The 16247-nt window shown below is 63.5% G+C and carries 17 protein-coding genes; 5 read left to right on the forward strand and 12 right to left on the reverse strand.

Annotated features, from left to right (window positions below; translation table 11 throughout):
- Positions 1-184 precede the first annotated feature (184 nt).
- The 7 genes from GGR36_RS03660 to GGR36_RS03690 all read right to left on the reverse strand — a co-directional run bounded on the left by GGR36_RS03660 (position 185) and on the right by GGR36_RS03690 (position 4604).
- Positions 185-484 (reverse strand): tetratricopeptide repeat protein, encoded by a 300-nt coding sequence (locus GGR36_RS03660; RefSeq protein WP_183631953.1) that lies wholly within the window; start codon positions 482-484, stop codon positions 185-187.
- Between the two features lie 323 nt (positions 485-807).
- The gene (gene infA, locus GGR36_RS03665; RefSeq protein ID WP_183631955.1) at positions 808-1074 is read right to left on the reverse strand and encodes a translation initiation factor IF-1; all 267 of its coding nucleotides are present in this window, start codon (positions 1072-1074) and stop codon (positions 808-810) included.
- Positions 1075-1179: 105 nt separating this feature from the next.
- Entirely contained in the window at positions 1180-1383 is a 204-nt protein-coding gene (locus GGR36_RS03670) for a cold-shock protein (RefSeq protein ID WP_183631957.1), read from the reverse strand.
- 200 nt (positions 1384-1583) lie between these two features.
- On the reverse strand, positions 1584-2300 hold the full coding sequence (locus GGR36_RS03675; RefSeq protein ID WP_338086615.1) for a DUF429 domain-containing protein: 717 nt from the start codon (positions 2298-2300) through the stop codon (positions 1584-1586).
- A 92-nt stretch (positions 2301-2392) separates the two neighbouring features.
- Positions 2393-3331 carry an arginase family protein gene (locus tag GGR36_RS03680; protein ID WP_183631961.1) on the reverse strand — a complete coding sequence of 313 codons (939 nt, stop codon included), beginning with the start codon at positions 3329-3331 and terminating at the stop codon, positions 2393-2395.
- Positions 3332-3355: 24 nt separating this feature from the next.
- Positions 3356-4102, reverse strand: coding sequence for a substrate-binding periplasmic protein (locus GGR36_RS03685; RefSeq protein WP_183631963.1), 747 nt, complete (start codon positions 4100-4102; stop codon positions 3356-3358).
- 61 nt (positions 4103-4163) lie between these two features.
- On the reverse strand, positions 4164-4604 hold the full coding sequence (locus GGR36_RS03690) for a MarR family winged helix-turn-helix transcriptional regulator (protein WP_183631965.1): 441 nt from the start codon (positions 4602-4604) through the stop codon (positions 4164-4166).
- A 341-nt stretch (positions 4605-4945) separates the two neighbouring features.
- Here GGR36_RS03690 and GGR36_RS03695 point away from each other — a divergent pair, with 341 nt between their 5' ends.
- On the forward strand, positions 4946-5869 hold the full coding sequence (locus tag GGR36_RS03695; RefSeq protein ID WP_183631967.1) for an esterase/lipase family protein: 924 nt from the start codon (positions 4946-4948) through the stop codon (positions 5867-5869).
- A gap of 47 nt (positions 5870-5916) precedes the next feature.
- Entirely contained in the window at positions 5917-6702 is a 786-nt protein-coding gene (locus GGR36_RS03700) for a lipase secretion chaperone (protein ID WP_183631969.1), read from the forward strand.
- An 8-nt stretch (positions 6703-6710) separates the two neighbouring features.
- Here GGR36_RS03700 and GGR36_RS03705 read toward each other — a convergent pair whose 3' ends face one another.
- Entirely contained in the window at positions 6711-7319 is a 609-nt protein-coding gene (locus GGR36_RS03705; protein WP_338086617.1) for an HNH endonuclease, read from the reverse strand.
- Between the two features lie 54 nt (positions 7320-7373).
- Between GGR36_RS03705 and GGR36_RS03710 the strand changes: the two genes are divergently transcribed.
- On the forward strand, positions 7374-8045 hold the full coding sequence (locus GGR36_RS03710; protein ID WP_221229485.1) for a hypothetical protein: 672 nt from the start codon (positions 7374-7376) through the stop codon (positions 8043-8045).
- A 9-nt stretch (positions 8046-8054) separates the two neighbouring features.
- On the opposite strand, the gene GGR36_RS03715 is transcribed toward GGR36_RS03710, so the two are convergent.
- On the reverse strand, positions 8055-9008 hold the full coding sequence (locus GGR36_RS03715) for an NAD-dependent epimerase/dehydratase family protein (protein ID WP_183631973.1): 954 nt from the start codon (positions 9006-9008) through the stop codon (positions 8055-8057).
- A gap of 72 nt (positions 9009-9080) precedes the next feature.
- Positions 9081-11129 (reverse strand): elongation factor G, encoded by a 2049-nt coding sequence (gene fusA / locus GGR36_RS03720; protein ID WP_183631975.1) that lies wholly within the window; start codon positions 11127-11129, stop codon positions 9081-9083.
- A 153-nt stretch (positions 11130-11282) separates the two neighbouring features.
- On the opposite strand from fusA, the gene GGR36_RS03725 reads away from it, so the two are divergent.
- Together GGR36_RS03725 and GGR36_RS03730 are read left to right on the forward strand one after the other, a co-directional pair.
- Complete coding sequence (locus GGR36_RS03725; RefSeq protein WP_183631977.1) at positions 11283-12563, forward strand: Hsp70 family protein; 1281 nt, start codon at positions 11283-11285, stop codon at positions 12561-12563.
- Between the two features lie 82 nt (positions 12564-12645).
- Entirely contained in the window at positions 12646-14529 is a 1884-nt protein-coding gene (locus GGR36_RS03730; protein WP_183631979.1) for a PAS domain-containing sensor histidine kinase, read from the forward strand.
- A 9-nt stretch (positions 14530-14538) separates the two neighbouring features.
- Here GGR36_RS03730 and hpnD read toward each other — a convergent pair whose 3' ends face one another.
- Both hpnD and hpnC read right to left on the reverse strand, forming a co-directional pair.
- Positions 14539-15372 carry a presqualene diphosphate synthase HpnD gene (hpnD, locus tag GGR36_RS03735; RefSeq protein WP_183631981.1) on the reverse strand — a complete coding sequence of 278 codons (834 nt, stop codon included), beginning with the start codon at positions 15370-15372 and terminating at the stop codon, positions 14539-14541.
- Positions 15369-16184: a squalene synthase HpnC gene (hpnC, locus tag GGR36_RS03740; RefSeq protein ID WP_183631983.1), complete on the reverse strand. Its 816-nt coding sequence runs from the start codon at positions 16182-16184 to the stop codon at positions 15369-15371. The genes hpnD and hpnC overlap by 4 nt, the downstream gene beginning before the upstream one ends.
- Between the last annotated feature and the right edge of the window lie 63 nt (positions 16185-16247).

Here is a 16247-nt window from a genome sequence, read left to right on the forward strand (position 1 = left end):
TGCCGCGCTTCTATCTCGCGCAGTGCATCGCAGGAAAGTATGAGATCTGAAGGTGCTGCGCCCACGTGAGTCCTCCCGGATGTTTCTATTCTAGGACTTTGGACGGGGACCCTGAAACGACAACTCCGGCGCGGGGCCGGAGTTGCGTGGTATTGCGCTGACGGGCGGGTGTGCCGCCGCAGAGTCAGTGCAGCGGGATCGCAGCGACCGGCGCGTTGACCCAGACCGCACCGCGGGTCGGGTCGAGGCGCTGTGCTTCGCCGTAGGCCTCGTTGGCTTGCGCAAACCGGCTCAGTTTGCGGTAGCAGTAGCCGAGACCCTGCCAGGCGTCGGAGCGGTCCGGCACAAAGCTGAGTGCCTTGCGGAACGCGCTCACGGCTGCTTCGAACTGACCTTCGCGCGCAAGGCTGATCGCGGACGCAAGGTGGTTCTCGGCGATCTCGACGGCGCCGGTGGTGAAGCGATGTGATGTCTCGTTGTTCATCATTTGGTTTCCTGGTGTGGATGTGTGTGCCGACACTCGCGAAATATTGCGGTGACCGCTTGCATTCGTTATGGAAGGAGTGTAAGCGCCGAGGCTCGGCTCCTCCATTCAGGATTTCAATCTGATGAAAAGCGGGACTTGGACTGCCTTGGCAGCGAGCCGGCAGAACAAATACTGATGGCGATCTGCTGCGCCCGCCGCCGTGAAGCATGTCGTCGATCAATTGTCGCCGACGTATGCGTGGACGCGTCGCAAGCGAGTCCGAGGGGGGAGGTAGGTAAGGCGTGCAGTCGCCAGGCGACCGGAGCCACGCCTTTGCAAGTTCAGCGTGCCGGACCGTTCGATCCGTCACCGAACGCGGGGCCACGGTCGTCCTTGTGGCGGAAGGTAATGCGACCCTTGGTCAGATCGTAGGGTGACATCTCGAGCGTGACCTTGTCACCGGCAAGGATGCGGATGCGGTGTTTGCGCATCTTGCCCGACGCATAGGCAATGACGCCGATCCCGTTGTCAAGCGTGACCTTGAAGCGCGTGTCGGGCATCACTTCCTCGACCACGCCGTTCATTTCCAGCAGTTCTTCCTTGGCCACTCATGGCTCCTGTCAGGTGCAGAACGAGCGCTCTGCAGGGTTAGTGCGGTACAACAAAAAAGCCCGGGCGGGCCGGGCTCTTCTGCGAAATCGGCGATTGACCGATTACTCGGGGCGAATGTTCGAAGCCTGCTTGCCCTTCGGGCCAGTCGTGACGTCGAAGTTCACGCGCTGCCCTTCGGCGAGCGTGCGGAAGCCCTTGGTCTGGATTGCGGAGAAGTGCGCGAACAGATCGTCGCCGCCTTCGTCCGGGGTGATGAAGCCGAAGCCTTTGGTTTCGTTGAACCACTTAACGGTACCGGTAGCCATGTATCTAGCGTCCTGATGTGATGTTTGGGCATTCGCCTTGCCCGGGAAAGATGAAAATCAAGACGGAGATCGAGAACCGGAGAACCGCACGCAGAACTGCTGCGGGGCCTAGCTACTGCAATTGCACACTGCTTGAATTTCGGCGAGCCGCGAGTGTGGACGCTGCGCCGCGAATTTGCAAGACATTTTTGTGCGGTGTGTCAGCGCAGGCTGTCGGCGCCAGCGATCCAGCCTTCGATCGGGTCGATCGAAGGCGGCAGCGCATAGCCGCTGTGGCGCTGCGTCCAGGCCGTCGCTGCTTGTGTCAGGGCAAGGATTGCGTCGAGCGTATCGCCGCTCGCGTCTTCGATCGCATCGACCCGCAATGACTTGCCCAGATTGAGGCTCAGGGCCGCGTTGATACCTGCATTCAGGACCCCGTCGATGATGGTGATGCGGGCGGTGCGACGTGCATCATTCCAGCGCGCAGGGTCGTCGCTCTTGTACGAGCCGGCTGCATGGCGGCGCGCAACCAGTGCAGGATAGGCTTCGACCGCCACCCGACTCGGATCACCCTGGTGCATGCCCGGTATTGTCAGGCCGGCAGCGAGCAGGCGCGGTGCGCCGGCGAGGAACATGAGGCCGACCGGTGGGTTGACCAGCTTGAACGGACTATGGCTCTTCGCTGGCGCGTCTGTGGCGCGGTGCGGATAGCGTGCGCCGTAAGGGCGTGACGAGCGATAGGCATCAAGGGCCTGCTTGAAGGCGTCCTTACCCATCGCCGTGCAATGCGCGACCAGTGACGCCCAGTCAGTTGGCCATCCAAGGTCCCAGACCCCCTCTCGTGGCAGGCCAAACGGGAAGTCAAATGCACCCAGCCATGGACCCGGGGTGTGCAGCATCTCGTCGAAGGATGCCCACGTCGAAAGCCGGCTCACGTTCTCGCAGTGGACTACGCCGGCGTCGAACCATCCATGCGCGGCAGTGATGGGCTTGCGATTTGATGGTGCCGATGTGAAGTCGACGCCTATCAGCCGCATGACACATCGCTGGGCGTCACTCGCCAGCCGCCGCTGAAAACCTTTTGCGCCGTTGTGATCGTGGCAAGGTATATCGATACAGTGTCACTGATATCGTTGGCGTAGCCCCCGGCCATGGCAAGTGCGACCGGGGTTCCGGTGGATGTGCAGGCGCTCAGTACAGACACATCCCGTGCCATGAGGCCTTCCTTGCTCAGTGCAAGGCGACCGAGACGATCGTCGTGGTAGGGGTCCGCGCCGGCGAGATAGATCACGAACTGTGGCTTCGCGCGATCGAATACCTGATCGAGTCCGTTGGCGAGCGCAGCGAGGTACGGTGCATCGCCGGTATCGTCCGGCAACTCGATATCCAGGTCGCTGACTTGCTTGCGGAAGGGGAAATTCCGCGCGCCGTGGATGCTGAATGTGAATACGCTGGCGTCGCCAGACAGGATTGCTGCAGTTCCGTCGCCCTGATGGACGTCGCAGTCGATCACCGCAATTCGCGAGATGCAGGTCTCAGCCAGCAGTGTGCGTGCGGCGACCGCAGCATCGTTGAACACGCAGAACCCCGATCCGAAGTCGGCGTGCGCGTGGTGCGTACCGCCAGCCAGATTTGCGGCGCAGCCTTCGGAGAGTGCTGTCCGGCATGCGGCGACGGTGGCGCCGACCGATCGGCGCGAGCGTTCGACCATTGCGGGCGTCCAGGGAAAACCAATGCGCCGTTGCTCTTGTGCTGACAAGCGGCCCTCGGATACGCGCTTAACGTAGTCGCGTGCGTGGGCACGCTCAAGCATTTCGTCTGATGCGGCGTCGGGAACCAGGAAATCCTGCGGCGAAAATCTTGCTGTTTCATGCAGCGCGTCGCGAAGCATCCGGTATTTCGCCATCGGAAAGCGATGGCCCGGTGGCAGCGGCAGGTCAAAGTGGTCGGTGTAATAGAGTTTCACCGGCGTTGGCTGCCATTCGTGCGTTTATTCCGGGTCCTGATTGAAAACCGGCGGCTGGTAGCCAATCTTGCGCAGGCCTTCGCTGAGTGCGCGCGAAAGCTTGCGGCCTTCCGAGGTCTTGCGGAAGGCTACGTGAACGCTCTTGAGTTCGAGCAGGCGCGGATTCATGACCAGTTGCCCGCGCAACCCGGTCAGGCGAGTGTCGTTGCCCATCAGGTTCGCGAATACCTTGGAGTCCACCACGGCGAGGTCGACGCGGCCGGCCGCAAGTTTCATGAGGTTGCTGGCATCATCGAGCGTACTGTCGGCCGGCTGATCGCCGCTGGCGATGCGCCTGTCGAGCGCAGTGGTATTGATGTAGCCCTCGACCACGCCAATACGCAGAGCCTTGAGGTCTTCGATGGTGACCCAGGTGCTCGGCGAATCCGACCGCTGCGCGAAGCCCAGCGGGCTTTCGCCTACCGGATCGGAGAGTTCGGTGCGCCGTGCACGGTCGGCGGAGTAGTAACTCGGAAAATAGCCGGCGAACCCTTTCGCCGATTCACCGACGGCAACGGCTTTGGGCCAGGGGAAGTACTCGACGACCAGGCGGTATCCGGACGCGGCGAGCGCGCGGCGGACCGTATCGGTAACCGTTCCCCCGGCGCTGACGCTGGCGCTGGCGTAGGGAGGCCATTCCAGCGATGCCAGTTTCACAACATGTTCGTCCGGTGCCGCAAGGGCAGGGTGCAGTCCGCACAAGGTGAGCAGGGCAACGAAGATGAAGCGCATGGATCAGGTCGCAATCGGAATTCGGGCGCCTTCCCCCCGGTTGGCGCAACCGGCCGCTATGTTACTCAAGATCGGCGCTTTGCTGCGGCGCCGCGTCCTGAATAATCGCAGCGAGTCGACGCAGTATTCGGTCGGCAGGCGCGCGGTCTGCGGGCGCAAGACCTTGCAGCAGCGCTGAAGCGTAGCGGTCGAGGCAGGCGTTGATGTTTTCTACGGCCTGACGCCCGCTGGGCGAAATCTCGACAAGGATCGATCGTCCGTCGTCCGGATTCGGGCGTGTTATGACTTGTTGTGACGCTTCCATTGCCTTGATGCTGCGGGTTACCCAAGCCTTGTGCAGTCCGGTCATGGACGACAGGGCTTGCGGCGTCACAGGCCCGTTCCGCACTAGCAGGCTGGCGATACGGTGTTGGGCATCGGCACCCAATCCGTGGCGTCGGGCGGTCGTCTGCTCGACGGCCAGGAATGCGCGTGCGAACTCCCTGAGGGCGGTGTTGTGCATCCGTCACTTTCTAATCGACGTCAAACTCTCGGATCAAATATATGGTTGTTAATCGCAACCATTTGCCTGCGTAACTCAACATGGCGACAGCATTCTCGCCATACGCTGCGATGCCGCTACCGCAATGCAACGTGACATCGCCTGAAACCTCGCTATACCAATAAAACTGTGCGTTACGTAGTTAATGCTGCGATCCGGAAATTGCCTCTTCGCATGCGGCAGAAATGCAATATCGATTGCATGGCGTGTATCCAACGTGAAGGCGCAGGGCCGTGGGGGCACAGATCCGCGCTACGCACCCGTATGGCTGAAAAGACTAAACAACCTTGGGGGAGAACAACATGATTCGCAAGTGCTTGCTTGTGCTGTTGTGTTTCATTGCCGTCCTGCAGTCGTCCCTGGCACGCGCAGACACTTACACACAGACCCGTTATCCGATCGTTCTGGTGCACGGGATGCTGGGTTTTGATTCGATTGGCGCGATCAACTACTGGTACGGGATTCCGGAGGCGCTCCGTGCGGGCGGTGCGACCGTCTTCGTTGCATCGGTCTCTGCGCTGAACAGCAACGAAGCGCGTGGCGAGCAGGTGCTCAAATACCTGCAGGTGCTGCAGGCGAAATACGGCTACCAGAAGTTCAACCTGATCGGACATAGCCACGGCGGCGCAACATCCCGATATGTGGCTGCGGTGGCCCCGGGATTGGTGGCTTCGGTGACGACCGTCGGCGCACCGCATGACGGTAGCAAGGTTGCAGACGCCATAAAGGCTGGCGCCGGTGCAACCGGCACCACCGACCTCGTCACCGCGCTGGTAAACGGGCTCGGCCAGTTGATCGGGCTGCTGTCGGGCAACGGCTCGCCACAGGATGCGCTTGGCACACTTGCATCGCTGAACACGGCGGGTGCGCGAGACTTCAACCGGCGCTTTCCGGCGGGCGCGCCGACCCAGTCTTGCGGCCAGGGGCCGGAACTCGCTGCAAATGGCGTGCGCTACTACTCGGCAGGTGGAACATCGGTTGCAACCAATGTGCTGGACGTGCTCGACCCGATGCTGATTGCTTCTTCGCTGGTCTTCGGGTTCGAAGCGAACGACGGACTGGTATCGCGGTGTTCGTCGCATTGGGGCAAGGTGCTGCGCGACGACTACGGCTGGAACCACATCGACGAGATCAACCATCTCTTCGGGCTTCGCGGCCTCTTCAGTTCTGATCCAACCGCGTTTTACCGATCACAGGCCAACCGTCTGCGGAACCTTGGACTTTGAAGCGGGTTGCTGGCGCAACGGCCGTTGTCATTGCGGCAGTTGCCTGGATGTTTGGGCGAGGTGAGACCTCGGGTGGCATCCGCCCGGATCGGGTGCCTGAGGCGGCGCAGGCTGTGGTGGCGGAGGCGCGTGGTGAGGTATTCCCGTTTTCACGCGCGGAGCCCGCTGTCGGCGAACTCGACACGATCCGTGCGCAGATCGTCGGCGGCGTGCTTGCTGGCACCGACCCCGATGGTGCGTGGGTCTGCGCCGGCCCGGGGCGACTGCGTGCTGACCATCAGATCCGTCGCCGGATCGATTGGTACGGTAACCAGCTGGGTCGATTCACGCCCGAGGCGATTGCCGCAGCCATGGCGCAAGAGGCGGACGAGGCTTGTGGTCGCGGTGCCGGACTCGCCGCACGCGCGATCTGGCAGGCCTATCGCGAGGCCCAGACGATAGACCTGCCGAGTATCGGCCGGCTCGATGCCAAAGCGCTGGCCAAGCGCCTTGAGACGATCTCGGCGGCACGCCGGCGCGCCATGGGGCAAGACTGGGGTGAGGCGTTCTTTGGTGCAGAGGAACGCCTCCTGGCCGAGCGCCTGAGCGCTCCGCCACCCGTGTCTGGGGTGCCGCTGCCCTTGCCGGATGCCGATGCGCGGATCGCGGCGGTGGAGGCTGCCTGGGCCAACTGGGCGCAACGGATCTCTGTCAGCAAAGAAGAAATCCGCAAGCTCCAGCAAGACAAGGGACTTTCAGATGCCGAGCGTGAAGCGCAGGTCAATGCGATCGTCGAGGCGCATTTCGAGCCTGCCGAGCGCCTCCGGGCCCGCACTGTCCTCGGCGACGGGTGACGCGTTGTTCAGCCGAGCAAGACGCGACTGTGGCTGGAAACGTGGCGCGCCAGGAAGTCCATCTGGTCGGCAAGGATGTTGCGGTTGGAGAGGATCAGGAATTCCGCCTTGCTCGGCACATACGGCGCATACAGCAGCTGCATGTGCGACTGTTCCGGCGTCCGGCCGCCCTTGCGTTGGTTGCAGGGCCGACAGGCGGTGACGACATTCATCCACACATCGCGTCCGCCCTGGGAAACAGGCAGAACATGGTCGCGTGTCAGTTTGCCGGAAGCGAGGTGCGTGCCGCAGTAAGCGCAGATCTGGCGATCGCGATGGAAGAGTTCGCGGTTGGAAAGCGGCGGCACCTTGTGTAGCGCGCGCTGGCTGAGCGCCTTGCCGCGTATCGCGATGATGCTGTTGGTCGTGATGACCGATTGCAGCCCTGTCTCGCGGCGCATGCCGCCGAGAATCGTGAATTCGTTGTCCCCGGCAGCCCATGCGACCTGATCGCGGGCGTAGTAGATCACCGCATGCTGCCAATTCACCCAGCGGAACGGCTGGCCATGGACATCGAGTGTGAGGATCAGCGGCCGTCGCGAATTGCCCGCGACCGTGCCGCGTTCAACGAGGATCACGGCGACTCCCTCTCTAGAATCTGCTAGAGCATACGCCTCGCATGTGTGATTTCAATGTCTTCTTCCAAGCTCTTCGCTGCGCCTGCCGATAAACGTTGCTTGGCAATGCTGCTGCTGTCGATCATCGTGCATGCGATGGCCCTGGGCTTGTTTCCACCCTTGCACGCAGGTGCCCGCAGTCTGCGTGTGCGAATCCAGCAGCTCAAGCCTCAGACAGGGCCTGGCGCGGACAAACAGTCGGTATCTGCGTCTGAATCGATTCCCGTGATGGCTCACAGTGCGATGAAGGTGCCGCGCGCAATCGTGCCCTCGCCGGCGACGGCCCCTCAGCCATCGAGCAAGGAAGAGAACACTCGACAACAAATGCGCGAACGACAGCCCGCGAGGGGCGAAAGTCCCCCGGCTCGCCTGCCCGACAGCGCACCGATCGTGCCTGCGGAGGCAGGGTTGGATGCCGCGACCATGCGCGGGGTACGCGTCGCCTTGGCGCAGGGCTTGGGTGGCATCGAGGTGCCGCCCGGTTTGGCCGGTGCCCGAACCGAAGCTCGCATGGTCTTCGGCGGCGGGCGTTTGCTCGCGCTGACCTTCAGCGGGGATTCTCTTGCACGCGAATTTGAGAACGTCCTGCGGCCGTCACTGATGCGTTCAGCCGCCGCAATTCGGTTGCCGGCTGACCTGCGCGACGCGCGCTTCGAGATCACGCTTGCGCTGGAGTTCGATGGCTGATCGAGTACGTCAGCGACCGCCTACCGTTGCGCGAAGGCCTTCGGCGACCGTGTAGGGCGGTTGCCAGGACAAGGTCTCGACCAGATCACTGGTGTCGACTTCAAGCGAGCCGAGCAATCGCTGCGCTTCTTCGCGCTTCCCTAGCAGGGTTAGCGCACCCAGCAGCAATGGGCTTGGCACGCGGAGCAAGCGTTCCCGCTTTTGCAGCGCGTGCGCAATGTGCCGGATGAGTTCAGGTGTGCTCATTGGCGCTCGGTCGCTGATAAGAAAGGTGCGGCCGGCCGCGCGCGGATGCTCGCCGATGCGTACCAGCGCATCGACAAGGTTGCCGACAAAGACCAGATCGCGGCGGTTATCGACGCTGCCCAGCGGCAGCAAGTAGCCTTTTGATACTGCACTGACCAGCTGCGCGAAGTTGGCGCCGACTCCGGGGCCGTAGATCAGCGGGGGGCGCACGATGGCGCTTTCGATGCCGCTCGCGCGAATGGCCTGTTCCGCCTCCAGTTTCGATACACCATAGGCGTCGTGCGGGGCGGGCGTGTCGTCGGGCCGGAAGGGCCGGCCCGGCTGGGTCTGCTCACCGTTGACCTTGATCGAGCTGAGATACACCAGTCGCCGCACGCCCGATACGCGCGCCGCCGCACACAGGTCCGCTGTGCGTTCCACGTTCACCCGCCGGAAAGCTTGCAGCGGGTCAGCCTCGGTCTCGCGCATGACATGCACCCGGGCGGCCAGGTGCCAGATGGCGTCGACGCCGGCGGTGGCAGGTCCCCAGTCAACGAAATTGTTGAGATCGCCGACGACGACCGATTCGTCCCAAGGCCCGTCGCAAGGGCTGCGCAAGGCTGCGCGAACGCGGTAGCCGTGCGCGCGCAATGCGGGAATCAGCGTGCGGGCGACGAAACCGGTCGCGCCGGTCACCAAGGCGAGGGGGGGATCAGGTAGGGGGGCGGGCGGCTGCATGGCCGCGATTCTGCCTCAAGCCGCGAGGCATCCGGTGCGACGCCAGTTGCGGCATCGCACCGGATAGGTGGATCACTCTTCGTCGACCGGTCTGAAAGCCGACGTGAGCTGTTGCTGCACGTTGGGCGGTGCCGGCTCGTAGTCGCACAGGGCGAGCGTGTAGCTGCCTTGCCCGCCGGTGATGGACTTGAGCCTGCCCTGGAAGTCGTTCAGCTCTGCCAGCGGCGCGCGGGCATTGATCGTGACCATGCCGCCACGGGCGGTGCCGGTATCGGTGACCTGACCCCGGCGCAGCGCGAGTTCGCCATTCACATCGCCGATCGCTGCCTCGGGAACCGTCACCTCAAGATCGACGATCGGTTCAAGCACGATGCCACGGGCTTTGGCGACCGCGTCGAGGAAAGCCTTGCGACCCGCGGTGACGAAAGCGATTTCCTTGCCGTCCACCGGGTGGGTCTTGCCATCGTAGACCGTGACTTCCAGATCCTGGACCGGGAAGCCCGCGATGGCGCCGCCCGACAGGACATCACGGACGCCTTTCTCGACCGCCGGGATAAAGGTGCCCGGTATCGCGCCGCCTTTCACCGCGTCGAGGAAGCGGAAGCCTTCGCCGCGCGCGAGCGGGGCGATGCGCAGGTACACCTCGCCGAACTGTCCGGCGCCGCCGCTCTGCTTCTTGTGGCGGTGGTGGCCTTCCGCGGGCAGCGTGATCGTTTCGCGGTAGGGAATCGTCGGCGGGTGGCTGTCGACTTCCAGCTTGTACTGGGCACGCATCTTCTCGAGGATGCGCCCGAGGTGCAGTTCGCCGAGTCCGCGGATCACCGCTTCGTGCGTTGTCGGATCGTGCTCGACGGTGAGGCCCGGGTCCTCGGCCGCTAGGCGGTGCAGGATCTCGGCGAGCTTCTGTTCGTCGCCGCGGCGCTTTACCCGTACGGCGAGGCCATACACCGCATGCGGAATCGGCAGCGGATGGAAGTGGATCACTGCGTCTTCCGGAGCGTCGTGGAGCACCGCGTCAAAGGTCATGTCGTCGATCTTGGTGATCGCGCAGATTTCGCCGGGGCCGGCACGCTCGATCTGCACCAGCTGCTTGCCCTGCATGCGGTACAGGTGAGAGACGCGGAATGGTTTGCGCGCTTCGCCGGCGTACAGCATGGTGTCGGCGGTCAGCGTGCCTTGCAGCACGCGCACGACGCCGATCTTGCCCATGTATGGGTCCACTTCGATCTTGAAGACGTGTGCCAGCGCGTGGTCGGCCGGGTCGTGGCTGGGTTCCAGCGGCTCCGCGGCAGCGGCATCGCCGTTCGGCCATTTCTCGAACAGGGGCGGGTTGCCTTCGAGCGGATTGGGTGCGAGGCGCACCATGAAGTCGATCAGTTCTGCAATGCCCGCGCCGGTGCGGGCCGACACGAACAGCACCGGCACCAGATGGGCTTCACGCAGGGCGCGCTCAAAGGCATCGTGCAGCGAAGCCGGCTCAATTTCCTCGCCATTCAGATAGCGCTCGGTCAGTGCTTCATCGACTTCCACAACCTGCTCGACCAGCGCTCGGTGCGCGTCGGCGACAGAACTGAAGTCCGTCGCGTCGCCGCTGAGGTTGAAGAAACAGTCGACCACTCGTGATCCGCCGCCTGCGGGCAGGTTGATCGGCAGACATTCGCGACCGAACGCTTCCTGTAGCGAGCCGACCAGGGCCGGCAGATCGATGCGTTCAGCGTCGATCTTGTTGACGATGACCATGCGGCAAAGTTTGCGGGTCTGCGCCCAAAGCATGGCGCGGCGGGCGGTGATTTCGATGCCGTTCTGGGCGTTGATGACAGTGGCCACCGTGTCGGTGGCATCGAGTGCCGCCAGGGCCTGGCCGGCGAAGTCGGGGAATCCCGGTGTGTCGAGGAGGTGGACCAGCGTGTCGTCGCGTTCAAAGTTTGCGACAGCGAGTTTGGCGGAGTGACCGTGTTCCTTTTCAAGCGGATCGTAGTCGCAGACGGTCGTGCCGCGCTCGATGCTTCCTGCTACCTGGATTGCGCCGGTCGAGACGAGCAAGGATTCGATCAGTGTCGTCTTGCCGGCGCCCGCGTGGCCCAACAGGGCTAGGGTCCGGACGTCTTGCGGGGTACGCATGGCTGTCTCCTTTTGTGAGTATTGTCGACCTCGACGCTACACCCTTGCCGGGGCGAGCGCATTTGACGCGCATCAGCGCCGAGAGACGGGCCGGCGCTGGACTTGAGCGAGCCGCTGTCGTAGCATCCGCGCCCCTCCCGCATCCACGCTTCCATGTTTCAGCAGCCCGCCCGCGCCTGCGGCATCGATTTCGGCACCTCCAACTCGACGCTTGGCTGGTTGAACCCCGGTGCGCCGACACTCATCGCGCTCGAAGACGACAAGCCGACTTTGCCCTCTGCCGTGTTCTTCAATGCCGACGAGGACAGCATCTGCTTTGGTCGCGAGGCGCTTGGCGAGTACCTGGACGGCTACGAAGGGCGTCTGATGCGGGCGCTCAAGACCTTGCTCGGTTCCAGCCTGATGGACGGGCATACCGAAGTGCTGGGGCGCAGACTGCCTTTCCGCGACCTGCTGCGGCACTTCATCGCCGAGCTCAAGCGGCGAGGGGAGGCCGGAGCCGGGCGGGTTTTCGATCACGCGGTATTCGGTCGTCCGGTGCAATTCGTGGACGACGATCCTGTCGCGGACCGGCTTGCCGAAGACACCCTGGCGCAGATCGCCCACGCCATCGGATTTCGCGAAGTCAGCTTCCAGTTCGAGCCGATCGCGGCGGCTTTCCATTACGAACAGTCACTGAGCACCGAAGAACTGGTCCTGATTGCCGATATCGGCGGCGGCACGTCGGACTTCTCGCTGGTGCGCCTCTCGCCCGTGCGGGCGAAACAGGCGGAGCGCCGGGATGATCTGCTCGCCAATGCCGGGGTGCATATCGGCGGCACGGACCTCGATCGCGCCTTCAATCTCGCGCAGATCATGCCCTTGCTCGGCTTTCGCTCAAAGAAGAAGAACGGCAACGAGCTGCCCGCAACCCCGTTCTTCAACCTTGCGACCTGGCACACCATCAACTTCTGCTATACGCGCGCCGCCTGGACCGAGTTCCAGGACATGTACCGCGACGCCGCCGAGCGCGACAAGCTGGAATTGTTGCTGAACCTCGTCAGCGAGCGCGCGGGGCACTGGCTTTCGCTGCAGGTCGAAGAGGCCAAGATCGCCTTGTCGGAGCAGGCGGAAGTCATGCTCGACCTGGGGCGGCTCCATCGCAAGGCGGGCGTGGTCGCGCCGCCTCGTATCGCGCGCGCGGATTTCGATCTGGCCATCGCGGCACTGGTGAACCGCGTCGGCGAAACGGTTGAGACGATGCTGGCCTCGGCCGGCGTCGACAAAGCGCGAATCGACACGGTGTTCTTCACCGGGGGTTCAAGCGGCGTGCCTGCGCTGCGGCAGCGCATTGCAGCAGCAGTGCCGAACGCCCGCGCGGTCGAAGGGGATCTCTTTGGCAGTATTGGTGCGGGCCTGGCGGTCGAGGCGGCGCGACGTTACGGTTGCGCCTGAGGCCAGCAGAAACACGCCGCTCTTGCCGCGGGGCTCGCGATTCAGCTCAAGAATTCCGGTCGGTTGCCGAATTCTGTGATTGATGCGCGCCAAAGACCCAAGCTCCGCTCCCGACGCCAACCCGGAACGCTCTGACGACGATCCCCTGTTCTTCGTGCTCGGAGAACAGGGCATCCATTTCGTCCAGAAGCTGCTGCTTTTTGTTCTGGCGTCGGTGGGCATTGTTGTCCTGATCTATTCCCTCGAGGGGCGCTTCGAAACCGGCCGTCTGGTGTTCTACGGGGGGATCATGCTGGTCGCGCTGGCGACCATGCTGCTGCAGCGTGTCGGCATGGCGCTGCGTGCCTTGCAGCTCTTGCTGTGGGGGCTGTGGGTGGCGATCGCGCTGCGGATAAGTCTGGTAGCCGGGCTGCGCACGCCGATCACGATTGCCTATCCGGTGTTGCTGATCATCGCGGGCTGGTTGTTCAGCCGCACCGCAGCGTACGCCATGGCGGCAGCGACCGTGGTGCTGGCGGTGCTTCTGACGGTCTTTGCGCAAGCCGGGTGGCAACAGACCGCTGCGGAAAAACCTGATCTCGACTACTTCTTTTCGGTCGTCGTGGCCTCGCTTGCGGGTGTGATCCTCACCGTCCATGCCGCGCGCAACATGCGCAAGAAATACGAAGACGTACGCGCCTTGAGCCGGGAAAACGAACGTCGGCTGGAAGCGCAGCGTGCGGCGGATGCGCGATTCACGCAGGCATTCCGCTCCAACCCCTTGCCGGCCAGCATCGCGACGCAGGCAGAGGGGCGCCTGCTGGCGATCAATCCGGCCTGGGAGCGTGCATTCGGCTGGGCTGAGGCCGAAGTGCTGGGTCGCACGACACTGGAACTCGGTCACTGGGACGGCGGCCACGACGCTCGCGTCAGCTTTCTCGCGCAACTGGACGAACACGGCCGGCTGACCGGCTACGAGTGCCGGTTGAAGAGCCGGAACGGCGAAGCGCGAAGTTATCTCGCATCGACCGAAATCATGGAAAGCGGCGGTCAGGCGTGCGTCTTCTCGGTGTTGATCGACGTTACAGAGCGCCTGCAGGCCGAACAAGCTGTACGGCGGCTGAACGAAGAACTCGAGGCACGGGTGGAAGCGCGCACCGCCGCCCTGCAAACGGCGAATCGTGAACTCGAAGAAAACATCGGCCTGCTGCAAGCGACGCAGGAGCAACTGATGCATGCAGACAAGCTGGCGTCGCTGGGATCGCTGGTGGCGGGCATCTCGCACGAGCTGAACACGCCGATTGGCAATGCGCTGACGCTCGCGTCGACCCTTACCGACCGTATCCGCGAATTCAACGCCGATGTGGCAGCGAAGAAGCTCAGCCGCAGCGGCCTCGCGGCTTTCTCGGATGAACTGCGCGATACCGGCGAACTGTTGCAGCATTCATTGCGGCGGTCGGCAGATCTGATCGCGAGCTTCAAGCAGGTGGCGGTGGATCAGACGTCGGAACGGCGTCGCAGCTTCGACCTGCGGCAGGTCATCGAAGATGTGCTGGACACTCTGCGGCCCACGATCCGCCGCAGCGAACACCAGATCGAGGACGCTGTGCCGGAAGGCATCGTGATGGACAGCTACCCCGGCCCCCTCGGCCAGGTGCTGATCAACCTGATCCAGAACGCGCTACTGCACGCGTTCGCTGATCCGGACGGCGGCGTGATCCGGCTCGAAGCGAGCACGGCGGAAGATCAGACCGTCACGCTGACGGTGTCGGACAATGGCAACGGTATCGCGCCAGATGCGCTGGGCCGCATCTTCGACCCCTTCTTCACCACACGGCTTGGGCAAGGTGGTTCGGGGCTGGGCCTTTCAATCGTGCATCGCATCGTGACGCGCCTGCTGTGTGGCACGATCCGTGTCGATTCGACGCCCGCGGCAGGCACGTGCTTCACCATCCGTATCCCGCGCGTGGCGCCTGAAAAGCTCTGAACGCGCTGATCAGGCGCGCACTGCGGTCCACCACGCGAGGCAGAGCTTGCGCACTGGCCCCAGCGACACGCGTTGGGTCAGCACCTGGTAACCATCGGCGGCGATTTCCTTGAGTAGTGTGCGATAGATCGCGACCATGACAAGGCCAGTGCGCTGCGCCTTGCGGTCTTCCTTCGGCAGCAGCGCCAGCGCCTGATCGTAGTGCTTTTCGGCACGCTCGACTTGGAACTGCATCAGTGCGCGGAAGTTGTCTGAGTACTTGCGGTCGATGATCTCGCGCGCCGGCACCCCGAAGCGCTGCAGGTCTTCGACCGGCAGGTAGATACGTCCGCGTCCGGCATCTTCACCGACATCACGGATGATGTTGGTGAGCTGGAAGGCCAGGCCCAGTTCATGGGCGTACTTCTGCGTCTGACGATTGGTGTACCCGAATATCTCGGCGGCGAGCAGGCCGACCACGCCGGCCACACGGTGGCAGTACAGCGACAGACCCTTGAAGTCGAGGTAGCGTGACTGGGTCAGATCCATCTCCATGCCGTCGATGATCTCGGACAGGTTTTCCTGCGGCAGATTGAACTGCTGCACCAGCGGCGCCAGCGCCTGACCCACCGGGTGCTGTGGGGTGCCCGAATACACTGCCGCGAGTTCCTTGCGCCACCAGGCAAGCTTGGTGCTCGCGATCTGTAGGTCGGGTGTCTCGTCCACAACGTCGTCGATCTCGCGGCAAAACGCATAAAGGGCGGTGATCGCCCTGCGCTTGTCCGGCGGCAGGAACAGGAAGCTGTAGTAAAACGAAGATCCGCTGGCGGCGGCCTTCTGTTGGCAGTACTCGTCTGGATTCATCGTTTCATCCGGATGGCGCGCCCGATCAGGCGCAACCAGTCGATCCTTGTGAGGACGGGGCGGTGGCGGAACACATCGTAATCGTTGGCCTCGATCGCGGCACAGATCTGCAGGCCGCCCTGCACGACGAGGCGCAGTTCCCAGCCAAATCGCCCCGGCAACGCGAGCGCCAGCGGAGCGCCCGCAAGCATCATCTTGCGCGCACGATCGACCTGAAAGCGGAGCAGGGCGCGCCAGTTCTCATCGACGCGGGCGGCGGCGATCTGCGACTCATCGACGCCGAAGTGTGCCCTTTCGTCGGCCGGCAGGTAGATGCGGCCCTTCTGCCAGTCAATCGCCACGTCTTGCCAGAAGTTGATCAGTTGCAGGCTCGTGCAGATGTCGTCGGACCACGCGATGTGCTGCGCCGAATCGGCGTTGAAGAGGCGCAGCATCAAGCGCCCCACCGGGTCGGCCGAGCGTCGGGTGTAGTCGCGCAGTTCGGCGAAATCGGCGTAACGGGTTTTCGCGACGTCCTGGCTGAAGGCATCGAGCAGGTCGCGCAGCAGCGTGGTTGGCAGGCGATGGATTCGCACCGCTTGCGCGAGGCGTGCGAACATCGACTCGCGTGGCGTTTCGCCCCGGTCTATGGCATCGATCTCGCGCCGATAGTCGTTCAGGCGCGCCAAGCGCAGCACGGCTTGTGCGTCACCTTCGTCCGCGATGTCGTCTGCGCTGCGGGCAAACGCGTAGAGCGCCTCGACAGCGGGGCGCAGACGCCGCGGCAGCAGCAGGGATGCAACCGGGAAGTTCTCGTAGTGGTCGACCGGCATGGGGGCGGCAGTATAGCGGAGCGGCACGCCATGCCCTGCCGCGTGGCGTACTCGAAATGCAGG

This window comes from Niveibacterium umoris (assembly GCF_014197015.1).
Classification (GTDB): Bacteria; Pseudomonadota; Gammaproteobacteria; order Burkholderiales; family Rhodocyclaceae; genus Niveibacterium; species Niveibacterium umoris.